Raw genomic sequence first — 21959 nt, 5'->3', positions numbered from 1 at the left:
TGTGTCAGTCTCAATAGCTTTGACTGAGGCACCGCTATCGGGGGCAAGCCCCCTCCCACATTGATCACCTACAGGCTTGAAAACCGGTTACTTGGCAGTAAACGCCGAGTAGCTGTTCATCAGGTTGCGGTAGTTGGGGATGCGCGGCGACAGCAGGTTGGCCAGGCCTTCCATGTCGTTGCGCCAGTCCACTTGCAGCTCGCAGGCCACGGAGAACCAGTTCACCAGCTGGGCGCCGGCGGCGGTCATGCGCGCCCAGGCGGCTTGTTGCACGGTTTCATTGAAGGTCCCGGAAGCATCGGTGACGACGAACACTTCGAAGCCTTCAGCGAGGGCACACAGGGTCGGGAACGCTACGCACACGTCCGTCACTACACCGGCAATGATGATCTGCTTGCGGCCGGTGGCCTTGACCGCCTTGACGAAATCTTCGTTGTCCCACGCGTTGATCTGGCCAGGACGGGCGATGTACGGCGCGTCCGGGAACAGTGCCTTGAGTTCTGGCACCAATGGGCCGTTAGGACCGCCTTCAAAACTGGTGGTCAGGATGGTCGGCAGGTTGAAGAACTTCGCCACGTCGGCCAGGGCCAGTACGTTGTTCTTGAATTCATTGGGGGAGAAATCCTGTACCAGGGAGATCAGGCCCGTCTGGTGGTCGACCAACAGTACGACGGCGTCATCTTTGTTCAAGCGCTTGTAAGTCATGGGTTAACTCCTTGGGGGGTTTAAAAGGCAAAACACGAGCAGCCGAACGCACCCCAGAAACCCTGGAAGTCGCTGACCGGCACGCTGGAAAGACGGGCTTTCTCATGGCTGTGGGAATGCACGCCGCACGGGCCGCTGCATTGGTGTACTTGAGCTTGCAAAGGCGAATTTGGACGCCAGTGACCAGGCACCTTGACCACCGGCGACCAGTCCGGCAGCACCGGCACGCGCGGCGGTGCGTAGTCTTCGAAGTCGCCGGCGCCGTACACGACCTTGCCGCCCACCACGGTGAGCACTGACTCGATCCACTTGATGGCTTCTTCATCGACACTGAAGAAGTCCGCTGACAGCGCGGCGACGTCCGCCAATTGGCCGACCTTGATCTGGCCTTTCTTGCCCTGCTCGGACGAGAACCAGGCGCTGCCATGGGTGAACAGCTCCAGCGCGGTGAGGCGCGGCAGACCTTCGGCGTGCAGTTCCAGGCCGCCGACGGTACGGCCGCTGACCATCCAGTACAGCGAGGTCCAAGGGTTGTAGCTCGACACCCGTGTGGCGTCGGTGCCCGCCCCTACCGGCACGCCTTCGGCGAGCATGCGCTTGATCGGCGGCGTGGCTTCGGCAGCCTTGGCACCGTAGCGCTCGACAAAATACTCACCCTGGAACGCCATGCGGTCCTGGATCGCAATGCCGCCGCCGAGGGCTCGAACGCGCTCGATATTTTTCGGGGTGATGGTCTCGGCGTGGTCGAAAAACCACGGCAGCCCATTGAACGGGATGTCGCGGTTGACCTTTTCGAACACGTCGAGCATGCGCGAGATGGACTCGTCATAGGTGGCATGCAAGCGGAACGGCCAGCGTTGTTCCACCAGGTGGCGCACCACCGGTTCCAGCTCCTGCTCCATGGTCAGGGGCAGATCCGGGCGCGGCTCCAGGAAGTCTTCAAAGTCCGCCGCCGAGAACACCAGCATCTCGCCGGCGCCGTTATGGCGCAGGTAGTCATCGCCCTGATGCAGGGTGACGCTGCCGGTCCAGTTCTTGAAGTCGCTGAGTTCTTCCTTGGGCTTCTGGGTGAACAGGTTGTAGGCGATGCGCACCGTCAGCTGTTCGTCCTTGGCCAGTTGCTCGATCACCGCGTAGTCATCGGGGTAGTTCTGGAAACCGCCGCCAGCGTCGATGGCGCTGGTGAGGCCCAGGCGATTGAGTTCACGCATGAACTGGCGCGTGGAGTTGACCTGGTATTCCAGCGGCAGTTTCGGGCCCTTGGCCAGGGTCGAATACAGAATCATCGCGTTGGGCCGCGCCACCAGCATGCCGGTGGGGTTGCCGTTGCTGTCGCGCACGATCTCGCCGCCCGGCGGGTTCGGCGTGTCTTTGGTGTAGCCGGCCACGCGCAGGGCGGCGCGGTTGAGCAAGGCGCGGTCATACAGGTGCAGCACAAACACCGGCGTGTCCGGCGCGGCCTGGTTGAGCTCTTCCAGGGTCGGCATGCGTTTTTCGGCGAACTGGAATTCGTTCCAGCCGCCCACCACGCGCACCCATTGCGGCGTGGGCGTGCGGTCGGCCTGGTCCTTGAGCATGCGCAGTGCATCGGCCAGGGACGGCACGCCTTCCCAGCGTAGTTCGAGGTTGTAGTTCAGCCCGCCACGGATCAGGTGCAGGTGGGAGTCATTGAGGCCGGGAATCACGGTGCGGCCCTTGAGGTCGATGACCTGGGTGCCGCTGCCACGCAGGGCCATGGCCTCGCCATCGGTGCCGACGGCGACAAAGCGGCCCTGGCTGATGGCGACGGCGGTTGCGCGCGGGTTTTCACGGTCCACGGTGTGGAACTGGCCATTGAACAGAATCAGATCGGCGTTCATAGGGTTTCCTTTACAGAGGCTTCAAGCCAGGGTGCGAACAGGCGGGTAGCCGCCGGCATCAGCAGGTACACCACCAGCAGCACGATGGTCAGGGTGACCAGGAAGGTGGAGACCACGTAGTTGGACAGGAACGGGTGCAGACGCAGGATGGGCCCCCAGATAAACGGCAACAGCAAGGTCTGCGGCAAAATCACAAACAGGCTGACGACCGCCTGTTTCCAGCGCGGCGGCTTGGCGGCGCTGTCGGCCAGGGGCGCGAACCAGAATTCGTTGACCGCACCGATCTCGGTCTTGTCGCCATCGGCCAGCATCGGCGAGGCTTCGACAATCAGGGTTTTACGCTCGGGGGAGTCGAGCCAGGTTTCCAGGTCGTCGGTGGAGCGGTAGCGCAATACGCAAGTGAATAGCGCCAGGTTGTTCTGTTTGCTGCGCACCACGTCGACACCCAAGTGCCCTGGGCGCTCGCCGGCGATGCGCACGATGCGGCGCAGCCATGCTTCGTAGTTGGCTTCCTGGCCTTGCTTGATCAAGTGTTTGACGACCAGGGTGACGACTTCGTCGGGTCCCGTCTGTGGTGCTGGGTCCATGGTGTGCCCCTCTGCCTTGAAATGTCAGCGATGAGGGGAGTTTGCCGCGGATGGGGGGTGGGAAAATTGAATGTACGTGCTGTTTAAGTCACCAGCCTTCTTTCAACATACGCAACTCCAGGTGCTGCAGCAGCATGATGGTCTTGCCGTCGGCGATCTCGCCGCTCTGCACCATCGCCAGGGCCTGCTCGAAGCCCAGTTCCAGCACCTCGATGTCCTCGCCCTCCTCTTCCAGGCCACCGCCACCACTGACCCGATCCCCCGGCTGGTATTCGCCGATAAAAAAGTGAATCCGCTCAGTGACCGAGCCTGGGCTCATGAACGCCGCGTAGACCTTCTCAACCTGCCCCACGCGATAACCGGTCTCTTCCTCGGCTTCCAGGCGAATGCGCTCCTCGGGGCTGGCATTGTCCAGCAAGCCCGCCGCCGCTTCGATCAGGTAACCGTGGTAGTCATTGACGAAGGTGGGCATGCGGAACTGGCGAATCAGCAACACGGTGCGTTGCGCGCGGTTGTACAGCAGGATGGTCGCGCCATTGCCTCGGTCGTACACCTCGCGGGTCTGAGCTTGCCAACTGCCGTCGCGACGACGCAGGTCGAAGCTGTATTTTTTCAGCAGGTACCAGTTGTCCGAGAGGGTCTCTTCGGCGGTGATGCGAACGGGGCTGTTGTCCATGGTCGGGCTCTTTGTTCCAAGGAGTAATCGGGGGTTCACGCTTGTTTGATGCGAGGCCACGCGGCCGCGACTTCTTCAGCACTGCCGGCGTTGATCCGCGCCAGGTTGCGCGGGTAGTCCACCCCGGGATTCTCAGTGAAGCGCGTTGCGGTGAATTGACCGTTGCTGGCCCGCAGGATGTAGCCCGTGTCCTCGCACAGCGTGGAGGCGAGAAACAATACCCCCGGGGTTACCCAATCCGGCTTGAGTTCGTCAGGTTCATCGGTCACGCCCCACATCCGTGTCTTGGCCACCGGCGAGATCGCATTGACCCGGATGCCGGCCTCGGCGCCCTCATGGCTCAGCGCGTTCATGATCCCCAGTTGCGCCATCTTGCCAGCGCTGTAGGCCACCAGGCCGGTCTGCTCGTATTGTGCGTACATGGCGCGGTCGGACGTGGTGAGGATAATCCGTGGCGCGGTTGAGCGCAGAAGGTGCGGCCACGCGTGCTTGCACAGCCAAAGTGGCGCGTAGAGGTTGATGTCCATGGCCCGCTGCAGGAACGCGGCATCCAGGTCCTGGATGTTCTGGTAACCCACCCAACCGGCGTTGTGAATAAGGATATCGAGTTGACCGAATGCCTCGATGGCGTACGCAACCAGTTGCTGACAGCCCTCGTTGGTGGACAAGTCACCGCCATGTCCGATCACCGCGAGCCCTTCGGCCTGCAAGGCTTCTGCCGCCGCCTGGACCACCGAGGCATCGTTGCCGGCGCCCACCTTGTCGGCGCCGATATCGCTGATCACCACCCGGGCACCGCCCAGGGCCAGTGCCCGTGCATAACTGAGTCCCAACCCACGCGCACCGCCGGTGACGATGGCGGTTTTACCTGTGAAATCCATGTGCTTGCTCTCCTGTTCGGCCGCCTACCCTAACAACCGGTGTACGGGTTGTTCAACGCTGTAACACTTTGCAAGCAATCGCCGTGGGCGGCCGTCGAATTTATACCTGCCTGTGTAGGCCATCTGGTAAAACCCCAGCTTCACCTTTGTTCAGGAATCTTCATGCCCTCTCGTTTTCTATCGCGCCTGAGCCTGCGCTGGTTGCCCCTGCTGTGCATGGCGTTGTTGATCGTCGGCCTGCCGGTGGGGTGCAGCGTGCTGCAACACAAGGAGCGCGAACTGGTGTTTCGCATCGAACCGGGCACCGCCAGTTGGTACAGCGGCTTGCCCAAGGCGGTGCAGGAATTTGAACTCAAGCCCGCCAGTTTTAAGTCGGGGCAGAACATTCATGGTTGGTGGTACCCGGCGGACAAAAAGGACGCGCCAGCGATCCTCTATCTGCATGGGGTACGCTGGAACCTCACCGGGCAATTGTTCCGCATCGAGCAATTGCATGCCCTCGGCTATTCGGTTCTGGCCATCGACTATCGCGGGTTTGGCCAAAGCCGCGGCGAGCTGCCGTCGGAAACCACCGTGTACGAAGATGCGCGTATCGCCTGGGAACGTTTCCAAGTGCTGCAACCAGACCCGAGCAAGCGCCTGATCTACGGGCATTCCCTCGGTGGCGCGGTCGCCATCGACCTGGCTGCCGAACTGGGCAAGCAAACGCCTCGACCGGTGCGCGGCCTGGTGATCGAATCCACCTTTACCTCCCTGGCAGACGTGGCGACGGCGGTGGCCAACACGTCGTTGCCGGTGCGCTGGTTGCTGTCGCAAAAGTTTGATTCTATCGACAAGATTGCCGACATCCATATGCCGTTGCTGGTGGTGCATGGCCTCGACGACCGCTACGTGCCGCCGCGCTTCAGCCAACAATTGTTTGAAGCTGCCCAGGAACCCAAGCGGCTGTTGCTGGTGCCCGGCGCCAGCCATAACAACAGCATGAGTCTGGCCGGTCGCAGTTATCGCCAGGCTCTCGACAACTTGATGCAGACCAAGATGCCCGCACACGCTGTCACGCACTCCGCGGAGCGCAAGGGCGAGTCATAAAACAGCTTTTCGACACTGGGTTCGCGCTTGGCTGTCAAGCGCAAACCCTGCCCATACTGGGCCTCGCTGAAAGTTGATCAAATATTGACCGCGGCCTAAATCGCCATACCCGCCGGGGTCTTGCAAAGTTATCCACAGAGATACCCACGGTTTTCGTGGACAACTCTTTTCGTATTTTTACGATTTTTTTGCTCAAACAATGCTTTCGGGAAAGGTCCCCGGCAGCAAAATCTCACGGTTCACATCGCGTATATCGTTATAGCCACACAGCGCCATCGACACGTCCAATTCACGGGCGATGATGTCAAATGCCTTGGTCACGCCCGCCTCACCCATCGCACCCAAACCATACAAATGCGCACGACCGATCATGGTGCCTTTAGCGCCGAGCGCCATCGCCTTGAGTACGTCCTGGCCGGAACGAATACCGCCATCGAGCCACACCTCTATACGCTCGCCTACCGCATCGACAATCGCCGGCAACTGGCTGATGCTCGACGGCGCGCCGTCCAACTGACGGCCACCGTGGTTACTCACCACCAAGGCATCCGCACCGGAATCAGCCGCCAGGCGTGCGTCTTCGACATCGAGGATGCCCTTGATGATCAACTTGCCGCCCCAGCATTTCTTGATCCACGCCACATCGTCCCAGCTCAGTCGCGGGTCGAATTGCTGGGCGGTCCAGGACGACAGCGAACTCATGTCCGCCACACCCTTCACATGCCCAACGATATTGCCGAAACCGCGCCGTTGGGTGCCGAGCATGCCCATCACCCAACGCGGTTTGGTCGCCATATTGAGGATATTCGGCAGGGTCAGTTTGGGCGGCGCAGACAGGCCGTTGATCAGGTCCTTGTGCCGTTGCCCCAGGATCTGCAAGTCCAGGGTCAGCACCAGCGCATCTACGCCAGCGGCCTTGGCGCGTTCGATCAGTTGCTCGACGAAGCCACGATCACGCATCACATACAGCTGGAACCAGAACGGCTGGCCCACCTGTTCAGCGATGTCTTCAAGGGAGCAGATGCTCATGGTCGACAAGGTGTAGCGCAGGCCGAACCTGGCGGCAGCGCGGGCGGTGAGAATCTCGCCATCGGCATGCTGCATACCCGCAAGGCCGGTGGGAGCCAGGGCCACGGGCATGGCCATGTCCTGGCCGATCATAGCGGTGCGGATCGAGCGCTCATCAATGTTGCGCGCCACCCGCTGGCGGAATTTGATCCGGGCAAAATCGCTTTCATTCGCCCGGTAGGTGCTCTCAGTCCAGGAGCCGGAATCGGCATAATCGTAGAACATCCTTGGGACACGTTTTTGCGCCAGCTTGCGTAAATCTTCGATGGTTGTGATCAACGACATCTAGGTCACCTCTCCCTGAACTGAGCGCAGAGAGTAGCCGCACCACGGTCGCTCAACCAGTGATTGCGTTTATATCTACGGGCGACTAATCTCGCACAAACCCGCAAAAAAGCGCAAAAACATGCACAGCAATCATCAAGCCATCGACCTGCCTTCCCTCCGCAAACAGAAGATTCTGTTGCTGCTGGAGCGCGACGGCAAAGTCACCGCCTCGGAACTGGTGGAACACTTTGCGGTGTCTCAGGACACCATCCGTCGTGACCTCGGCGAACTCGCCGCCGCCGGCCTGTTGCAGCGCGTACACGGCGGCGCCCTGCCTCGGCCCAAGGACACAGGCAAAGATTTTTTCACCCGGGTCGGCGAGACCAATGACGCCAAACGCCAACTCGCGCAGTTGGCCGCACAGAGGGTGGAAGACGGCCAGATTGTGCTGTTCGATTCCGGCTCGACCACGCTGCAGATCGCCCAGTCATTGCCGCGCGCAATCCGGCTGACGGTGGTCACAACCTCACCGATGATCGCCATTGCCTTGGCCGACCATCCCAATGTGACCGTGATTCTGGCCGGCGGCCAACTCAACCCGGCCACGCTGTCCACCGGCGGCCACGAAGCCGTACGCCTGATCCAAAGCATCAAGGCCGACCTGTTGTTTACCGGCGTGTGCGCATTGCATCCGCAAGTAGGCATCAGCTCGCTGCACTTTGATGAAGTCGCGGTCAAGCAAGCCTTGCTCGACAGCGCCTCCCAGGTGGTCGCGGTGACCATGGCGGACAAACTCGGCGCGGTGGAGCCGTTTGTGGTGGCGCCGTGCAGCCGGATTCATACGTTGATTACCGAGTGGCATGTGCCGAGTGTGGAGGCGTACGAGCAGCTAGGGTTGGAAGTGTTGCGGGTTGAGGTCGAGTAGGTACAAGGCATCAGCCACCGCATGGCCGCTGGCGATGTTGTCGAAAATGCACCAGGTAGGAATGCCATCTGCAGCCGACCGGCTCAGGTGCCTTGCGAACCCGAGTACACGCTCCGGGCCATAGGCGCTGTGATAGATGCGCGGTGATCCGTGCAGGCGCCAATAGCGCACGCCTTGCCATCCCGCGCAGGTGGGCGTGGCGTCGATCACGGGTGGGTCGACTGCCACCCGTCCTATGTGCAAATCCTGCAACATCGCCTCAGCTGCCAGCCAACTGGCGTGGCGCGGCTCAAGCACCACATTGCCGGCAAAACATCGGCGAACAGCCATGAAAAAGACGCTGGCACTGGAGGGCTCATAGCTCAATGAGGGAGGCAGTTGCACCAGCAGGCAGCCCAGGTGTTCACGCAGTGGCGCGCACTGTTCGAGAAACTCATCCAGCGCAGCTTCACAACGCTGCAGGCCCAACTCGTGGGTAATACGTTTGGGCACTTTCACCGAAAAACGAAACGCAGACGGCACGGATTGGCCCCAACGTGCGTACGTTTTCGGCAGGTGTGGACGATAGAACGAGCTGTTGATCTCCACCGCGTTAAAGCGCGACGCGTAGCGCTGCAAATGGGTGCCCGCGTCGCTGAACGCCTGCCAGTGCTCACGCGGCAAGCTCCAGCCCGCACAGCCGACGTACAACAAACCCGTCAAAACAGCACCGCCGCCGCATCGCGCATGAAAATCTCGATGGTCTTGGGGCCTACGCCATCGAACTCGGCCAAGCGGTTCTCAAACGCCTTGCGGTCTGCACTGGCGCGACGTACGTGAGTGATCTTTCCCCCGTAATCGGCGTTCAGCTTCGCGCTGAGGTCCAGCAGCCGCTGCGCAGTAGATTCGTCGTAGCGAACGTAATGGGCACGCCCCAGCATTGCCACCAACTCTCGCGACGTACAGTGCTGCAACTTGCGGGCAGTGTCGCGCCCCTGCTGCTCCACAATCACCCTGTACGCCTGTGCGGCAATGGGTGCCTGGATTCGCTTGCCCATCAGGAAACTGGCGATAAACCACTTGAACAAGCCGCTGTCGTCGTCAGGCTTGAGTTCGATCCCCAATTCAGCAGCGGTAATCGCGCGCGCCATGCTTATTGACCCCGCTTGCGATCAGCCGTGGCGGCTGAGTCTGCACTTTTGCGCGCCTCTTGCGAGCTCATACGGTCAGGCGTTTTAACGGCAGTTATGGGAGCGGCCACGGTATCTCTCCAAGCAATTAAGGGCGCACAAAAAATCGCGTCCTGTGTGAAGCAGAGCCCTGGGTATTTCGATAGTTCAAGGAAATTTCAGCGTAGAAATCGGCGCAAAAAAATTTAAACCTTTTGCCCACGCGCGCCCTCAACAGTCAGGTATCGGCGAAGCTGAAATGGCCAGGAAGCGACAGGCCAGACACGACCATTAACCCCCTTCACCCAGGAGACACTCGACCATGACCTCGCAACTCAACGGAAAGAAAATCCTCATCATCACCTCCAACACCGGCATCGAGCGCGACGAGTTGCTCAAGCCCCTGGAAGCGCTGCGCGGTTTTGGCGCGACGGTGACCCACGCTTCCAGCAAGGGCGGCAGCACCCAAACGTTTGTCGGTGATACCGAAAAGGACAGGACCGTGGAATCCGAGGTGCAACTGTCGGATGTGCAGAGCAGCGATTTTGATGCGCTGGTGATCCCCGGCGGTACCGTGAACGCCGACACCCTGCGCCAGGACGCAGCGGCGCTGCGCTTGATCAAGGACTTCGCCGCCGACGGCAAAACCATTGCGGCCATCTGTCATGGGCCGTGGACCCTGATCGACGCGGGCGTGATCAAAGGCAAGACGTTGACCTCCTACAAAAGCGTCCGCATCGACCTGGAAAACGCCGGCGCTGCCGGTTGGGTCGACGCCGAGGTCAAGCAATGCAACGCCAATGGCTGGACCTTGATCACCTCCCGTACACCCGACGATTTGCCGGCGTTCAATGAGGCGATTGCCAAGGCGCTGGCTGGCTGATATCCGGCACCTGAACGTAAACAGGCGCCCATAGGGCGCCTGTTTGCTAACGGCCTTAGGCGTCAGCTCTTGCGGTGTTCCGGCATCTCGCGTTTGGGCCCGAACATCGCCCACGCAATCAGGCCCAGCAACGGCACAAAGATCAGGATCACCAGCCACAGCCCCTTGGTCTCCCAGCCACCGGTACTGCGCAATACGACGTTAATTGCCCACAATTCCAAGAGCAGCAGAATTACCGCCAAACCGATCCAGACATAATTTATTTCCATGATTCACCTCCTGAGGTCTAAGGGTTAGGTCAAGCATTCCCCCCAAGGGTTCCATCGAAATTACGCCAGGGCGCTCTCGCCCAATGGTTGCGGCACATGCCGAGCCACCTCCGTCTGTCCAGTGCGCAGGTAGAAGCGGGTTTAATGCAACCTGGTTGGGGACCGACCATGCAAGCTGCACGACACAGGTTTTCTAAAATCAATCTCAACTTATTGATTCGAATGACGTTTAACCGATCATCCATGATGGTCTGACTTATGCAATTTCCTACCAGACAACGCGCGCACCTCGACGCGCCCGTACCCTGACTGTGAGGTTTCATCATGAATGCCATCGACCTGCTCAAAGCCGACCATGAACGTGTTAAAGCATTGTTGACCCAACTGAGCGAATCCACCGAACGCGGGGTTAAAAAGCGCACCGAGTTGCTGGCTAAACTCGAAATGGAAATCAGCCTGCACACCAAGCTTGAAGAAGAGATTCTGTACCCGGCGTTCCGTAAAGCCGGCGGCAAGGAGCAGGACATCATGTACCACGAAGCCAAGGAAGAGCATCGCACCGTCGACTCGCTGGTGCTGCCTGACCTGAAGCAGACGGAGCCGTCCACCACCGAGTTTTCCGGTCGGGTGAAGGTGGTCAAGGAACTGCTGGAACACCACATTGAAGAAGAGGAAACCGAGATGTTTCCTCAAGCGAAGAAACTGCTGGGCAAAGCTCTACTGGAAGAACTGGGTGAACAAATGCAAGCCATGAAGGCCGCGCATAAGAAGGCGATGGCGGACAAGCCAATGGCTGCGTGACGCACCCGTCGACCCGTGGACAAGTCCACGGGTGTGTTCGATGAATCAAGAGGATTGAATCATGACGAATAGACAAAGGATCGTGCTTGCACTCTGCCTGACGGCTCTTTCAGGCCAACCCGCCCTCGCCGCTTTCGGCGACAACCCGACACCTGCAGCCAATGTTGTTGCAGGCGACGGGGCTTCAGGCTCCGCGCTGCCACCCGGCACGTACCCGAGCAGCCCGGCCGACAGCGGCAAAAAAAGCCAGGACACCGTCAAACAGCCGGACAAAACTCCCAAGCCTGATGACCGCGACGATAGAGACAAAGACCGTCAGCAAAAACCGCGCACCGGCAGCTGACAGCTCAACCGTAATCGGCAGCGCAGCCTGTCAGTCAGCGCGCGCTGTTCAGGGCCACGCCACCGACGCTGCGATGTGCTGCACCATTTGGTGCCAACGCAATACGCACGCGCCTTGATACCGATCAAGGCACAGGCAACCAGTCGTTGAAGCGTCCTTGGGCATTCAACGGGCACCAGGCGAAATCCCATGGCGAGGGTGGCAAGGCTGAGGGTGCAGCGTCGGCGAACATCGCTTGCTTGCAATCGAACACCGTCATCGATTGCCAGGCCAGGACTACCCCCTGCGCGTGGCTGGTATCGGTGTTGACCCAACACGCTGCGGCGGCCGCCATGAACGCTTCGATGGGCTCATCGTCGATGTGCTGGCGATACGTCGAGCTCAGCAACCAGCGGCACACATTCAGGTGGTAGGTCCAATCCTGCGCGGGCTGGTTGCGATAGGCCCAGGTCATAAAGCTGCGGAACAGGTTCAAGCCCTCGGGCGGGTCGAGCTTGAGCAGGGCTGGGCAGATATCGAACAGGGTGTGCCAGTAGGGCAAAAGGCGTGCATCCAAGTGCACGAAGCAGCGGGAGTTACTCGGGTATTCAGCCCGCGCCGGTTCCGCGCGCAGGCGACGGGACACCTTGCTGACCAGGCGACTGGCGCCTGCAGGCAATTGTTGGTTCATGAAATGCACTCACAGTCGTGACGATAGAACGCCTCCTGGTCACAGGAAGCCCAAGGCACACGTCAGAATGCGGGGGAAGCGCGGGGATTGGCCGAGGGCCAGGCATGGCGCGGCGGCGCCTTGTTGCGTTGTTCACGGGCCGGGCGCGGGGTTTGTTCGAGGCCCAACAGCCACGCCAGTCCAATCAGGAACACCAGGGCGACCGTCAGCGAGGCGCACACCGGGCAGGCAAAGTAGTTCGAGATGTTGCTGGAAGACGGGCTGCCCAACCCTTTGTCGGAAAGTGGCGCCTGCTTACCGTCCACCGAACAGAACGCGCCGCCGATCCCATTGAGCTCCTGGCCCATCATCTGGCCATGGCCCAAACCGCACACGAACAGGTTCATCAGTACGCAGAAGTACAGGGTCCAGACGATTGGCGAACGGTCGGGGTGGCTCGATTTCATGGCGGCGACTCTACCACCGAAGCCGCAAAGGGATGAAATACGGCGGCCCCCTGTGGCAGAACGTCGCAGATTACGTGCCATCGCCAGGGTTGGTAGACTTGGCGCCCTCCTCGTTTACTCCTTTTCAAAGCCTGATGTGTAGATCCAGAGCAATGCAGGCGTTTCACAGGATGCACAGTTGATGAGTACGTTATTCACCCGCCGCAAGGTCCTGACCGGCATGGGCCTGCTGGGTCTGGGCCTGCTGACCGGTTGTGACAACAGCCCCAGGTTGAACTTCAAGTACGGCAAGGACTTGAGCGACAAGATCATGGGCCGCACCTTCAAGCTCAAGAACACCGAGGGCGACACCGTCACCCTCAGCTCCTACCGTGGCCTGATGCCGGTGGTGTTCTTCGGCTTCACCCAGTGCCCGGCCGTGTGCCCGACCACCCTCGCCCGCGCCGCCCAAGCCAAGAAGCTGATGGGCCGCGACGGCGAGATCATGCAGGTGATCTTTATCACCCTCGACCCGGAACGCGACACACCGGAGATTCTCGACAAGTACGTCAAGGCCTTCGATCCGAGCTTCGAAGCGCTGTACGGCACCCCCGAAGAAATCGCCGTGGCCGCCAAGGAGTTCGGGATCTTTTATGAAAAGATCCCCGCCGGCGACACCTACACGCTGTCCCACACGGCCACCAGTTTCGTCTTCGACACGCGCGGCAACCTGCGCCTGGGCCTGCAAGCATCCCTTACCGCAAAAGAGTGCGCAGAAGACCTGCTCACCGTCATGGAGGTCTGCTAATGACTGCCGTTCAACACCTCAAGCGCTTCACCTTCGGCCTCGCCCTCTTGGGTTTCGCCGCCCACGCCAGCGCCCAGGTGCAAGTGACCGACGCCTGGGTGCGCGCCACGGTGCAGGGCCAGCCGTCCAGCGGCGCGTTCATGACCGTCACGGCCGACAGCGACAGCAAGTTACTGCGTGTGGCATCGCCGGTGGCAAAGGACGTGCAGATCCATGAAATGAGCATGAAAGACGACGTCATGCGCATGGGCCCGGTAGACGCAGTGGCCTTGCCCGCAGGCAAGGCCGTCACACTCGACCCGAATGGCTACCACGTGATGCTGATGGGCCTGACCGGGCAGATCAAGGAAGGCGACCAAGTACCGCTGACCCTGACGGTGGAAAACGCCAAGGGTGAACAGCAGACCGTCGAAGTGACCGCGCCAGCACGTGGTTTGGATGGTGTGGACCATAGCCATATGGACCACAGCAAGATGCACTGACCGTGCTGCATCAATCCACGATAAACAGCTTCGCCCCAACGCTCGTCGATGAGCGATGCGCTTCCATGTCATTACCTACCTGGTAACTCATCCCGGCCGTCAGCGTGAACTGACGGCCGTCTTCCAACTCCGTGTCCAACTCGCCTTCCAGGCACAACAACACATGCCCGCGTTTGCACCAGTGATCGGCCAGGTAGCCGGGGGTGTACTCCACCATGCGTACACGAGTGTTTCCGAAATGGCAGGTGCGCCACAGCGCATGGCCGGTAACGCCGGGGTAAACGACGGGGTCGATGGCGGACCAGTCGGTGGTGCCAAAGGGGACAGCGGTGAGGTTCATGGGGGGCTCAGTCGTGAGTTGTGGTGGAGGAAGGCTATCGGCCTGCAACGGTAGGCGACAGACACAGATCCCATGCTTTTGTGGGATACAGGTGGCGACGCTTGTTATCCTGCCGGTCTTGTTCCCGTGGATGCGCGCTGATGCAGATCGACCCTGCTTACATCCTGCTTGAGACCGAGCACTGGCAGCTCAACCATCACCTGGCGTCAAAACTGCCGGGCTACCTGATGCTGGGTGCCAAGGCGCGTATTCATTCCCTGGCCGACATGCCGGAAGCCGCACTGGCCGAACTGGGTGGGTTACTGGCCAGGACCCAGCGGGTCATGGAGGCCCAACTCGAACCCAAGTGGCTGTACATCAGCCGCTACGGGCATATGCCTGGGTTCCCGCTGCATTTTCATTTCATCCCGGTGTATGACTGGGTGGAAGATGCGTTCTGGCGGGATGAGCGTTATCGATTGCTGCATAGCTTTGCCGCGCCCGGCCATGCGCAGGCGCAGACCGACGGCGCCGAGTTGACGCTGTTTGTGTGGCGCGAATTTGGGGAAAGTCGGGTGCCGCCGCAGGTTCATGGGGATTCGGTTGACGCGGTTATAGAGCGGCTGCGCGCGGCTTTCCGTACCTGATGAGGGGCAAGGACGGCGTCGAGAGCTTTGTTGCCTGAACCACCGCTATCGCCAGTAAGCCCCTCATTGGGCAGCGCTGCTCATTCAATCCGCTTAATCATCGGTATACACGCCAACTCCAGCCCCGACGGCGAGTGGTAGATCGCCGGCTGCTCCCCCACATAGCCGCATGCCCGATAGAAACTCGCCGCATTCAACGTCGCATCCAGCACCACCTCTGCTAACTCCAGTTCCCGCGCAAGCGCCTCAAGATGATCCAGCATCGCCTTGCCGTACCCACGCCCGGTGAACTGCGGTAGTACAAACAACGCGCCCACTTCATTGTTGTCGAGGTCGAGCATGCCGGTGGCGACCGGTTCATCGTTTACCCAGCCGAGGTAAAACGGTTTTTCCATCAACGTGCTGTAACCATCGTCGGCACTGCCGCGAGTCCAGAGCGCCATTTGCTCAGCGGTGTAGGCACCGATGCATTGGCTGCGGATGGCTTCGCGGCGGATGTCAAAAGCGGCGTTGGCGTCTTCGGGGGTGGCGCGTTTTATTTCCAGCACAGGGTCCTTCCTTTATGCGTGTTGGTGACTTCAAGGCCTGATCGATACCTTGGAGCCAGACGTGTTTTTTATATTAGCGCGATCGAGTGGCGCGATGCTGGGGGCAGTGCAACAGTCAGAATGTCGCGACATACACCGTAGACTGTGCCACGTGGCGGGTTTGTATCTATCATGTGCCCTTTCAATCAATGCTCCAGGAACCTGCATGCCCGCCCTCACCCTGCGCAACGCCCTCCCCGCCGACGCTGCCCGTTGCTTTGAGATAGAAATCACTGCCTACGAAGGCGACGAAGCCGCGACCCTGGAGAAGATCGCCACGCGCATTGCGTTGTACCCGCAAGGCTTCCTGATTCTTGAAGCCGATGGCGAGGTGGTGGGATTTATCAACAGTGGCTGCGCCCATGAAGTGGTGATGTCGGACGAGGCATTCAAGGAGTTGGTGGGGCATGCACCCGAGGCGCCGAATGTGGTGATCATGTCGGTGGTGGTCGACCCAGCGCATCAGGGCAACGGCTATTCCACGGTGTTGATGAGCGAGTTTGTGCAGCGCATGGAGACGCTAGGCAAACGAACCATTCACCTGATGTGCAAGGAGCGGCATGTGCCGTTGTACGCGCGGCTGGGTTACACCTATGTTCGGCCTTCGCCTTCGGATCACGGCGGGATGGCGTGGCATGAGATGGTGATGCGCCTCAGCCATCCTTGAATCCTGCTCATCGACCACCCGTGAAGGAACCACGACGTGATTCACGCAAGACCGCTGACCTTTCAACAAGCCCTGAAAAAAAACCTCAAACGGGTCCTGACCTACTGGGCGCCCCTTAGCGTTATTTTCGCCGGGATGGGCACCTTGCTGGGGTTTTATACGCTGTCGACCTATGCCACTGCGATTGGCCGGCCGGATGTGATGGCTGCCGCGATTGAGGCAAAGTCCGCGCTGATCCCCTGGTTGGCAACAGTGATCGGCATGCTTGGCGTATATCTGCTGATTCTGCTCTCAACCACAGTACTGTTCGGGCTCACGGTGTCCTTGTTCAATGACATCACCTCTCTGCAGAACCGGTTGGTGGGTCTGCTTCTGCTGCCTGTGCTGACAGGCATCCTGCTATTGCTGTGGCAGATCTTTGAAGGACCTGCATTGAGTGACGGGGAAAAACTCGGCTGGACACTGCTCTGGCTCGTTGTGTCACTAGGCACCCTGCTGGCAACCAAGACATTCAGGGTCGCGGTCGACACATGCGCAACCATGGCGAGCCCCAGCAATGCCAATAGCTGGTCCCTACGCTGCTGGTTCATGTTGATGGTGGCATTGTTGCTGGTCAGTACAGTGATTTCCGCGGTGTTTCCTGCCAGCCTTGTACTGAAAGCCTATACGGGCGAGGACACGCCTGAAGCCGTCAGGCAGTTGATGTTCATCTCGATGTTCGCCGCCAGCGTCACGCTAACGCCCGTGGTGGTGTTCTATGTCAGCAAGGCTGACCTGTTCAAGCGCCTGGGCCTGTGCCTGCTGGCAGTGCTCATTACCGGGAGCATGGTGATTGGTATTTCGCCGGGGAGCCCTGCGACAATCGTTTACGCGGCAGCACGTGTCATGGACGCGCACACCGTGGTCGAGGCCAGGTTCCTGCTGACGAAAACCTACGCCAAGGAAGACTTCGAAAGCGCAGTGTGGGGCAATGTCGAGACCTTGCGTGGACAACCGGTGGTATCGGCATTCCCACTGTTTTCCTTCGGCGATGTGCTGCTTTTGTGCCCAACCCGCCTGATCAACAAAACGCTCAAGGAGTGGCCGGAACATTCCGACTACTGTGTGCTCACTCAAAGCAGCAACGCGATTCGCACACCCAGGAAGTCGGCGCCGGCAACAGACGCTGCAACGCCCTCTGGAAACAAAACAGGACAAGCATCACCCGAACACTCATCAGACGCCTCGCCCCACTGAACCACGGGCCAGCGCCAAGGTTAGGCACAACACGGACGCCATCGCGATGCAGCATGCTCAGATTGAAATCAGCGACCAACCCAACCCCGACGCCGAGCGCATCCTGAGTAGCGGCCTGGCCGCCTTCAACGAACAGGCCGCCGGTTACCATGACCGGCGCCCTTTGACGGTGTTGATCAGAGACCCGCACACCCAGGAAGTCTTGGGAGGCATTACGGGTAGAACAGCGTTCGGCATGGCCTTCCTTGACCTGTTTCACCTGCCCGACTCCCTGCGTGGCACGGGCCTCGGCAGCCAGTTGCTGAAAGCTTTTGAAGACGAAGCTCGGCGTCGGGGCTGCCTGAATGCGGTGCTGTACACCATCAGCTTTCAGGCGCCGGGGTTTTACGAGAAAAATGGATGGGTGCGGTTTGGGGAAATACCCTGCGCGCCCCAAGGCAGCAGCCGCGTTTTTCTCTCTAAACAGCTGTAACGGTCAGGGCCTCGTCAGGCTTACCAACTCCCCGAAGCCCCGCCGCCGCCACTGGAACCGCCGCCCCCGGAGGAATTGCTGGAGCTGGAGCCACTGGAGCTGGAGCTAGAGCTGGAGCCACTAGAGCTGGAGCTTGAACCGGAACTCCGACTCGAACCCGACCCGGAACTGGCAATGCTCTGCACAAACACAATAAACGCCACGAAGGAGGCCACGGGGATCGCCACGATCCAGCCCTGGTAACCGTGCCCCAGCAGCATCCCTGCGGCAACGTAGACAGCCGTGACCGCCAACGCACGCAGGAGGAAAAAGCGCGGGCTCTTTTTCCAGGATGCTTTGATGACGAAGTACAACCCAAGGTATAAGCCCAGCACTAACGCCCCGCCAAACGGCCACACCAGCCAATGGACATAACTGACCTCTACAAACCGGTTGGCTATCACCACACCGACGACATAGGCCAGCACCCCCATCACGCAGTAGAACGCCGTGCGCGCCAGCCACAATGCGCCGAAGGTGGCGCCGCCAATCAGGATGCTCAGCGGCAATACCAGCAGATACACCGGCCATTCCCGGCCACCGGCGAACACCACCAGCAACACAGTGACGGCGGCCGTGGCGATTAACGCCCCGCGCCAACCCAGCTTTCGCGCGGCCATCAGCACGCCGCCAATCGCACCAACGATAAACGCGAGCAACACCGCGATGGCCTCGGGCGCAACGCCGGGGCCTGTCACCTGAGGCAACTCTCCGCCGTCCACCAGCACGACCAGATCATCCACGCCTTGGCTGATGCCGCCCGCGTAGTCGCCCCGACGAAACGCCGGCGTAATGTGCTCCTCAATGATGCGGTGGGCCAACAGGTCGGTGACGGTGCCTTCCAGGCCGTAGCCCACTTCGATACGCACCTTGCGATCAGCCTTGGCCACCACCAGCAGGATGCCGTCGTTGACGTCCTTGCGCCCCAGTTTCCAGGCGCGGAACAGTTGGTTGGCGTAATCCTCGATGCTCGCCTCGCCAGTTGAGGGCACCAGCAACACGGCCACCTGGGCGCCTTTGCGTTGTTCGAGGGCGGCGAGCTGCTCTTTCAGACGAGTGGTGGTGCTGGTGTCGAGGGTGTTGGTGAGGTCGATCACCCGCTGGTCAAGGGCGATGCCAATCGGCGAGGTGTCAGCCTGGGCGCTGATTAACGGGCTGGTGAACACCACTACCAGCAGAATCGAGAGAGATTGCCGTAACCACCGCATCATGTTTGTTACCTGAAGTTTCTTCCTGAAGGCGCCGACTTTACCTTATCAGCGCTATAACGCGTGACCCCACGCCGATGACTATCTAAACTGCCGCGTATATAGCAATACGCCATAATTTCGGGACCCACATGGACCTACGCCACCGCAACAACGTTACTGTGATGGGCCGCGGGGCTTCGACCCTGGTGTTTTCCCATGGATTCGGCTGCAACCAGGCCATGTGGAAATACTTGGCACCGCAGTTTGAAGACCGCTTTCGCGTGGTGATGTATGACTTGGTGGGCGCCGGTCTGTCTGACCTGAGCGCCTTCGACAAGACCAAATACAACGTGCTGGAAGGCTACGCCCGCGACCTCAACGAGATCATCGACGCCTATGCCGAAGGCCCGGTGATTCTGGTGGGGCACTCGGTCAGCGCGATGATCGGCACCCTCGCCGATCGCCTGAGCCCCGGCCGTGTCGCTGCCCATGTGATGATCGGTCCCTCACCGCGCTATATCGATATCGATGACTACGTAGGCGGCTTCAAGCGCAGCGATATCGACGACCTGCTCGACACCCTCGACAGCAACTACCTCGGTTGGTCCAGCGCCATGGCTCCGGTGATCATGGGCGCGCCTGGGCAACCAGCGCTGAGTGACGAACTGACCGACAGTTTCTGCCGCACCGAACCGGACATCGCCAAGCAATTCGCTCGCGTCACCTTCATGTCCGACAACCGCCAGGACGTGATCGGCCTGACCACCCCGGTGTTGATCCTGCAATCGAGCGACGACCTGATTGCCCCCGTGGCCGTGGGCGAATACCTGCACCGCGTGTTGCCCAACAGCACCTATTGCCTGGTGGCTAACGTCGGCCACTGCCCCCACATGAGCGCGCCGCAAGCCTGCGCGGCGGCCATGGACACATTCCTCGCGCCTTGGGCGGTTTCCCGTGCCCACTGAGCTGTTCGACAGCGCCGCCTGCGCCCTGGCCGTCACCTCGGAAGACGGCACGATCCTGCAAGCCAACGCGCGCTTCAGTGATTGGTTGGGGTTCAGCAATGCCGAGTTGTGCGGCCATCGCTTCCAGGACCTGCTGACCATAGGCGGGCGGATCTTCCACCAGACCCACCTGGCGCCGATGCTGCGCATGCACGGCAGCGTCACCGAAGTGAAGTTGGACATGCTGCACCACGACGGGCACAAGGTGACCGTGCTGCTCAACGGCAACAAACGCGAACAGGCCGGCGCTGTAGTGCACGACCTGGCGTTGTTCGGCACCACCGACCGGGACAAGTACGAGCGCGAGTTGCTCAACGCCCGCAACCTGGCCGAAGCGCTGCTGCAGGAAAAGACCGCTACCGAACTGGCGCTGCACCAGGCACAGGCCGAACTGAGCGAGGCCTACGCCATTGCCCAGCGCCGCGCACTGTTTGCCGAGCAGATGGTTGCGATTGTCAGCCATGACCTGAAAAACCCCCTTACGGCGATCCGCATGGCGTCGGACTTTCTCAACCGTGGCGAGCGCACCGCCAAAGAACGCCAGCTACTTGGGCATATCGGCCAATCATCCGAACGCGCCCAACGCATGATCGCCGACCTGTTGGACTTCACCCAGGCCCGGGTCGGCCAGGGCATCAGCATCAAGGCGGCGCCGCTGGACCTGCATGACGTGATTCATCGCACGGTGGATGAGCTGCGTGTGGCATTCCCCAAAGCGACGTTGGAGCATCAGGCCAAAGGCAGTGGCGGCGCGTGTCTGGACGCAGACCGTGTGCAGCAGATCATCGGCAACCTGGTGGCCAACAGCGTGGCTTATGGCGACCCGCTGCTGCCCATCACCATCACCTCGAACCTGGGTGATGGCGCGTGTGAAGTCGCCGTGCACAACCACGGCCCGGCAATTCCCGAAGCCTTGCTGACCGGGCTGTTCGAGCCCATGACCCGCGGCACCGACCAGGGCAGTGACGTACGCAGTGTGGGCCTGGGGCTGTATATCGTGCGCGAGCTGGCAAAAGTGCATGGCGGCGATGTGGCGGTGAGTTCCTGCACCAACACCGGCACCACGTTTACGGTGAAGTTTCAGGACAGATAGACACTGCCCTGCATGATCGGCTCGACACTGCCGGTCAACACCACGCCGCCCTCGCCCGCCCAGTGCACGGTGACCGTGCCGCCATCGCACTGCACCTGCACCGTGGCATCCAGCAAGCCGCGCCGGATGCCATTGACCACCGCCCCGCAACAGCACGAACCGGAACCCAACGGCACGCCACCGCCACGCTCCCAGATGCGCAGGCGGATATGCCCACGGTCCAGCACCTGCACAAAATGCACATTGGTCCTGGCCGGGAACAACGGATGAAGCTCCAACGCCGGGCCTACTGCGGCCACATCGATGGCGTTGATGTCGTCGACAAAAAACGTGCAATGGGGATTGCCCATACTGCACGCCGCAGGGCTGCCGTCGATCGGCAATGTGCCCGTGTCCATGGCCTCGGCCAGCGGCACTGATGCCCAGTCCAACGACGGCTCGCCCATGTTCACCGACACCCGCCGCCCCGACTCGCGCACGCAGGTCAGCAGGCCACGGTCAGTGCGCAGCACAACCGAATCGCCGCCGATTTCATGCATCAAACGGTCGGCCACGCCTCGGGTGGCGCTCCCGCAGGTTTGCAGCGCTGTGCCGTTGGGGTTCCAGAACTTGATACGCGCGACGGCATCTTCGCAATCAAGCACCACGGCCAGTTGATTGAAGCCGATGCCAGTGTGGCGATTGCCCAGGCGGCGGGCGATCTGTGGGGTGATCGGGTCGTCCAGGCCACGGCGGTCGACGATGATGAAGTCATCGCCATGGGCGTGCATTTTTACGAACTGCAAGGGCATGGAGTGTCCTGGGGTCGACCTGTGGAGG

Annotated in this window: 28 protein-coding genes; 13 read left to right on the top strand and 15 right to left on the bottom strand. The window is 60.6% G+C overall.

The window, feature by feature from the left end; genetic code table 11:
- Positions 1–87: 87 nt before the first annotated feature.
- From ycaC to G9Q84_RS23490, 5 genes are all read right to left on the bottom strand, one after another.
- Positions 88–705: an isochorismate family cysteine hydrolase YcaC gene (gene ycaC, locus G9Q84_RS23510; protein WP_032889415.1), complete on the bottom strand. Its 618-nt coding sequence runs from the start codon at positions 703–705 to the stop codon at positions 88–90.
- A 20-nt stretch (positions 706–725) separates the two neighbouring features.
- Positions 726–2564: an amidohydrolase gene (locus tag G9Q84_RS23505; RefSeq protein WP_181639940.1), complete on the bottom strand. Its 1839-nt coding sequence runs from the start codon at positions 2562–2564 to the stop codon at positions 726–728.
- Positions 2561–3151, bottom strand: coding sequence for an antibiotic biosynthesis monooxygenase (locus G9Q84_RS23500; RefSeq protein ID WP_032889421.1), 591 nt, complete (start codon positions 3149–3151; stop codon positions 2561–2563). Before G9Q84_RS23500 ends, G9Q84_RS23505 begins: the two co-directional genes overlap by 4 nt.
- 88 nt (positions 3152–3239) lie before the next feature.
- A complete protein-coding gene (locus G9Q84_RS23495) occupies positions 3240–3827 on the bottom strand; it encodes an NUDIX domain-containing protein (protein ID WP_032889423.1) in 588 nt (195 codons plus the stop codon).
- Positions 3828–3862: 35 nt separating this feature from the next.
- The gene (locus G9Q84_RS23490; RefSeq protein WP_181644182.1) at positions 3863–4708 is read right to left on the bottom strand and encodes an SDR family NAD(P)-dependent oxidoreductase; all 846 of its coding nucleotides are present in this window, start codon (positions 4706–4708) and stop codon (positions 3863–3865) included.
- A gap of 162 nt (positions 4709–4870) precedes the next feature.
- On the opposite strand from G9Q84_RS23490, the gene G9Q84_RS23485 reads away from it, so the two are divergent.
- The gene (locus G9Q84_RS23485) at positions 4871–5797 is read left to right on the top strand and encodes an alpha/beta hydrolase (protein ID WP_181644181.1); all 927 of its coding nucleotides are present in this window, start codon (positions 4871–4873) and stop codon (positions 5795–5797) included.
- 192 nt (positions 5798–5989) lie between these two features.
- Here the strand turns inward: G9Q84_RS23485 and G9Q84_RS23480 are convergent, their stop codons facing one another.
- Positions 5990–7150, bottom strand: coding sequence for an alpha-hydroxy acid oxidase (locus G9Q84_RS23480; RefSeq protein ID WP_181644180.1), 1161 nt, complete (start codon positions 7148–7150; stop codon positions 5990–5992).
- Between the two features lie 121 nt (positions 7151–7271).
- Here G9Q84_RS23480 and G9Q84_RS23475 point away from each other — a divergent pair, with 121 nt between their 5' ends.
- Entirely contained in the window at positions 7272–8057 is a 786-nt protein-coding gene (locus tag G9Q84_RS23475; RefSeq protein WP_181644179.1) for a DeoR/GlpR family DNA-binding transcription regulator, read from the top strand.
- Here G9Q84_RS23475 and G9Q84_RS23470 read toward each other — a convergent pair.
- Positions 8022–8759 carry a DUF72 domain-containing protein gene (locus tag G9Q84_RS23470; RefSeq protein WP_242461477.1) on the bottom strand — a complete coding sequence of 246 codons (738 nt, stop codon included), beginning with the start codon at positions 8757–8759 and terminating at the stop codon, positions 8022–8024. The genes G9Q84_RS23475 and G9Q84_RS23470 overlap by 36 nt on opposite strands.
- Positions 8756–9187 (bottom strand): DNA methylase, encoded by a 432-nt coding sequence (locus tag G9Q84_RS23465; RefSeq protein ID WP_095184510.1) that lies wholly within the window; start codon positions 9185–9187, stop codon positions 8756–8758. The genes G9Q84_RS23470 and G9Q84_RS23465 overlap by 4 nt, the downstream gene beginning before the upstream one ends.
- Positions 9188–9527: 340 nt before the next feature.
- Here G9Q84_RS23465 and G9Q84_RS23460 point away from each other — a divergent pair, with 340 nt between their 5' ends.
- A complete protein-coding gene (locus G9Q84_RS23460) occupies positions 9528–10088 on the top strand; it encodes a type 1 glutamine amidotransferase domain-containing protein (protein WP_032889437.1) in 561 nt (186 codons plus the stop codon).
- A gap of 62 nt (positions 10089–10150) precedes the next feature.
- Here the strand turns inward: G9Q84_RS23460 and G9Q84_RS23455 are convergent, their stop codons facing one another.
- Positions 10151–10357: a PLDc N-terminal domain-containing protein gene (locus tag G9Q84_RS23455; protein ID WP_095184509.1), complete on the bottom strand. Its 207-nt coding sequence runs from the start codon at positions 10355–10357 to the stop codon at positions 10151–10153.
- A 324-nt stretch (positions 10358–10681) separates the two neighbouring features.
- Here G9Q84_RS23455 and G9Q84_RS23450 point away from each other — a divergent pair, with 324 nt between their 5' ends.
- Positions 10682–11158: a hemerythrin domain-containing protein gene (locus G9Q84_RS23450; RefSeq protein WP_032889441.1), complete on the top strand. Its 477-nt coding sequence runs from the start codon at positions 10682–10684 to the stop codon at positions 11156–11158.
- Between the two features lie 61 nt (positions 11159–11219).
- The gene (locus G9Q84_RS23445; RefSeq protein ID WP_181644178.1) at positions 11220–11501 is read left to right on the top strand and encodes a hypothetical protein; all 282 of its coding nucleotides are present in this window, start codon (positions 11220–11222) and stop codon (positions 11499–11501) included.
- A gap of 124 nt (positions 11502–11625) precedes the next feature.
- Here G9Q84_RS23445 and G9Q84_RS23440 read toward each other — a convergent pair whose 3' ends face one another.
- Together G9Q84_RS23440 and G9Q84_RS23435 are read right to left on the bottom strand one after the other, a co-directional pair.
- Positions 11626–12171 carry a putative natural product biosynthesis protein gene (locus G9Q84_RS23440; RefSeq protein WP_179178833.1) on the bottom strand — a complete coding sequence of 182 codons (546 nt, stop codon included), beginning with the start codon at positions 12169–12171 and terminating at the stop codon, positions 11626–11628.
- 62 nt (positions 12172–12233) lie between these two features.
- Positions 12234–12617 (bottom strand): DUF2946 domain-containing protein, encoded by a 384-nt coding sequence (locus tag G9Q84_RS23435; protein WP_181639944.1) that lies wholly within the window; start codon positions 12615–12617, stop codon positions 12234–12236.
- A 181-nt stretch (positions 12618–12798) separates the two neighbouring features.
- Here G9Q84_RS23435 and G9Q84_RS23430 point away from each other — a divergent pair, with 181 nt between their 5' ends.
- Both G9Q84_RS23430 and G9Q84_RS23425 read left to right on the top strand, forming a co-directional pair.
- Positions 12799–13404 (top strand): SCO family protein, encoded by a 606-nt coding sequence (locus tag G9Q84_RS23430; protein ID WP_032889449.1) that lies wholly within the window; start codon positions 12799–12801, stop codon positions 13402–13404.
- Positions 13404–13886: a copper chaperone PCu(A)C gene (locus tag G9Q84_RS23425; RefSeq protein WP_095184506.1), complete on the top strand. Its 483-nt coding sequence runs from the start codon at positions 13404–13406 to the stop codon at positions 13884–13886. The genes G9Q84_RS23430 and G9Q84_RS23425 overlap by 1 nt, the downstream gene beginning before the upstream one ends.
- Before the next feature lie 10 nt (positions 13887–13896).
- Here the strand turns inward: G9Q84_RS23425 and G9Q84_RS23420 are convergent, their stop codons facing one another.
- Positions 13897–14226 (bottom strand): DHCW motif cupin fold protein, encoded by a 330-nt coding sequence (locus G9Q84_RS23420; protein WP_032889453.1) that lies wholly within the window; start codon positions 14224–14226, stop codon positions 13897–13899.
- Positions 14227–14366: 140 nt separating this feature from the next.
- On the opposite strand from G9Q84_RS23420, the gene G9Q84_RS23415 reads away from it, so the two are divergent.
- Positions 14367–14852: a hydrolase gene (locus G9Q84_RS23415; protein ID WP_032889455.1), complete on the top strand. Its 486-nt coding sequence runs from the start codon at positions 14367–14369 to the stop codon at positions 14850–14852.
- A gap of 80 nt (positions 14853–14932) precedes the next feature.
- On the opposite strand, the gene G9Q84_RS23410 is transcribed toward G9Q84_RS23415, so the two are convergent.
- Positions 14933–15400, bottom strand: a complete 468-nt coding sequence (locus tag G9Q84_RS23410; RefSeq protein ID WP_181644177.1) for a GNAT family N-acetyltransferase — start codon at positions 15398–15400, stop codon at positions 14933–14935.
- 205 nt (positions 15401–15605) lie between these two features.
- Here G9Q84_RS23410 and G9Q84_RS23405 point away from each other — a divergent pair, with 205 nt between their 5' ends.
- Genes G9Q84_RS23405 through G9Q84_RS23395 form a run of 3 tightly spaced genes read left to right on the top strand, consistent with a single transcriptional unit; the run spans position 15606 to position 17814 of the window.
- Positions 15606–16106 (top strand): GNAT family N-acetyltransferase, encoded by a 501-nt coding sequence (locus tag G9Q84_RS23405; protein WP_122764152.1) that lies wholly within the window; start codon positions 15606–15608, stop codon positions 16104–16106.
- Positions 16107–16142: 36 nt separating this feature from the next.
- The gene (locus G9Q84_RS23400) at positions 16143–17342 is read left to right on the top strand and encodes a hypothetical protein (RefSeq protein WP_181644176.1); all 1200 of its coding nucleotides are present in this window, start codon (positions 16143–16145) and stop codon (positions 17340–17342) included.
- Positions 17343–17388: 46 nt separating this feature from the next.
- Positions 17389–17814: a GNAT family N-acetyltransferase gene (locus G9Q84_RS23395; protein WP_032889463.1), complete on the top strand. Its 426-nt coding sequence runs from the start codon at positions 17389–17391 to the stop codon at positions 17812–17814.
- A gap of 20 nt (positions 17815–17834) precedes the next feature.
- Here G9Q84_RS23395 and G9Q84_RS23390 read toward each other — a convergent pair whose 3' ends face one another.
- Positions 17835–19064 (bottom strand): TPM domain-containing protein, encoded by a 1230-nt coding sequence (locus G9Q84_RS23390; protein WP_099602238.1) that lies wholly within the window; start codon positions 19062–19064, stop codon positions 17835–17837.
- A 128-nt stretch (positions 19065–19192) separates the two neighbouring features.
- On the opposite strand from G9Q84_RS23390, the gene G9Q84_RS23385 reads away from it, so the two are divergent.
- Both G9Q84_RS23385 and G9Q84_RS23380 read left to right on the top strand, forming a co-directional pair.
- Positions 19193–20008 carry an alpha/beta fold hydrolase gene (locus G9Q84_RS23385; RefSeq protein ID WP_099602237.1) on the top strand — a complete coding sequence of 272 codons (816 nt, stop codon included), beginning with the start codon at positions 19193–19195 and terminating at the stop codon, positions 20006–20008.
- Complete coding sequence (locus tag G9Q84_RS23380; protein WP_181644175.1) at positions 19998–21140, top strand: ATP-binding protein; 1143 nt, start codon at positions 19998–20000, stop codon at positions 21138–21140. Before G9Q84_RS23385 ends, G9Q84_RS23380 begins: the two co-directional genes overlap by 11 nt.
- Here G9Q84_RS23380 and dapF read toward each other — a convergent pair.
- Entirely contained in the window at positions 21128–21931 is an 804-nt protein-coding gene (gene dapF, locus G9Q84_RS23375; RefSeq protein WP_032889470.1) for a diaminopimelate epimerase, read from the bottom strand. The genes G9Q84_RS23380 and dapF overlap by 13 nt on opposite strands.
- Between the last annotated feature and the right edge of the window lie 28 nt (positions 21932–21959).

The organism is Pseudomonas sivasensis (genome assembly GCF_013778505.1).
GTDB classification, from domain to species: Bacteria; Pseudomonadota; Gammaproteobacteria; order Pseudomonadales; family Pseudomonadaceae; genus Aquipseudomonas; species Aquipseudomonas sivasensis.
The sequence above is the reverse complement of the archived record's forward strand: the minus strand, read 5'-3'. Positions and strand labels throughout refer to the sequence as shown.